This window comes from Streptomyces sp. NPDC056948 (genome assembly GCF_042674225.1).
GTDB lineage: Bacteria > Actinomycetota > Actinomycetes > Streptomycetales > Streptomycetaceae > Streptomyces > Streptomyces purpurascens.
Window position 1 is genome coordinate 1 of the sequence record NZ_JBHUQX010000790.1, and the last position, 1,620, is coordinate 1,620.

The following is a 1,620-nucleotide window of genomic DNA, read 5'->3' on the forward strand; positions in this document are numbered from 1 at the left end:
GCTGGGGAGCTGCGCCGGCATTGCTCTGTCTCGGCTCAGCTGCGGGCAATCGCGCCTCCCCCAGTGCCTCAATGGCCTGGGGGGTGCCCCCAGGGCGGCACGGGTGGGCGCAGCGGCACCCCGCCACGCCGGGCCGCGGACCCACCCGCCCCCAGCGCCAACGCCGAGCACCTGAAGCCGACAGCCCCCTACGGCCCTGCCCCCACCTGCCCGTACCCTCACCCCGTGAATCCCGCCCCGCTCCTGGCCGACCTGACCGCCAAGGCCCGAGCAACAGCCCACGCCCGCTCGTCGTCCTGCCCCTGCGGAGCAGCCACCCTGGCGGACCGCCCCGACGGCATCGTCGTCCGGCACGCGGACACCGTCGCGAAGGCCCACCCCCCGGAGTCCGACCGCACCGAACTGACCAGCCGGCTCACGGTCGCCGCCCGCAACCCCGAGATCCTCCTGCCACCACTCGCCCCGACCCCGGCCGACCTGCACGGCCGACTCGTGACGTTCTGGCCGTACGGAACTCCCGTGGACCCGGACGACCCGGACGCCGCGCCCTGGGAAGCGGCCGCCACCCTCCTCGCCCGGCTCCACCGCACCCCCGCCCCCGACGCCCTGCCCACCATGCGAGGCCCCGCCAAGGCGGCCCGGGCCATCGACAAGCTCCGGAACGCCGGGCCGCATCCCGCCGCCGCCCCCGTCCTGCGGGCCTGGGACACCCTCCCCGCCTGGGCCCGTGCCGAGGCCCCGATGCCGCACACCCGCACCCTCTGCCACGGCGACCTCCACCTCGGCCAGCTCATACGCCACCCCGCACCCGATGGCCCCTGGCTGCTGATAGACGTCGACGACCTCGGTGTCGGCGTCCCGGCCTGGGATCTCGCCCGCCCCGCCGCCTGGTATGCCTGCGGACTGCTCCTGCCCGAGGAATGGGCCCGGTTCCTCGCCGCCTACCGGGAGGCCGGCGGCCCGGCCGTGCCCGCCGACGGCGACCCCTGGCCCGCTCTCGACGTCCCTGCCCGCGCCCTCACCGTGCAGACCGCGGCCCGGGCCGTCGCCAAGGCGGCCGCGGTCGGCCGTGACCTGGACGAGGTCGAGCAGTGCGTCGTGGATGCCTGTGACCGAATGGCTGCCCTCCCGCCGCAGTTGGCGCAGGAGCACGCGAAGTAGGGTGCAACCGACCATGGCGGGACAGAGTCTGTCCTGGCGAGACACGAAGCAGGACCGACCGGCGAGGAGTTGAACCACCATGCAGTGTCCGAAGTGCCGTGCGCCCATGCACACGTACAACCGCAACGGTGTCCAGATCGAGCAGTGCAGCGGCTGCCGCGGGATCTTTCTCGACTACGGCGAGCTGGAGTCGCTGACCCGCCTGGAGTCCCAGTGGTCCCAGGGCGCGCCGCCGCCCCCGCCCGCCCCGCAGGCCTACCCCGCACCTCCGGCCCCCGCCTGGGGCGCCCCGCACGGCGGCCACGGTCATCACGGCGGCCACGGCCACCACGGTCACCACCGCAACAAGGGCTTCGGGCACATGCTGTTCTCGTCGTGACGCGACACGACAGGAGCCCCCGGCCGCGAACGGCCGGGGGCTCCGGTGTGGTGTGGACGATACTGGGATTGAACCAGTGA

2 protein-coding genes are annotated in these 1,620 nt (G+C 74.4%); both read left to right on the top strand.

The features are described 5' to 3' along the window. Nucleotides 1–225: 225 nt before the first annotated feature. Entirely contained in the window at nt 226–1,161 is a 936-nt protein-coding gene (locus ACFTZL_RS44740) for a phosphotransferase family protein (RefSeq protein WP_382596340.1), read from the top strand. A 79-nt stretch (nt 1,162–1,240) separates the two neighbouring features. Then, nucleotides 1,241–1,540, top strand: a complete 300-nt coding sequence (locus tag ACFTZL_RS44745; protein ID WP_193480248.1) for a zf-TFIIB domain-containing protein — start codon at nt 1,241–1,243, stop codon at nt 1,538–1,540. The last annotated feature ends 80 nt before the right edge of the window (nt 1,541–1,620 follow it).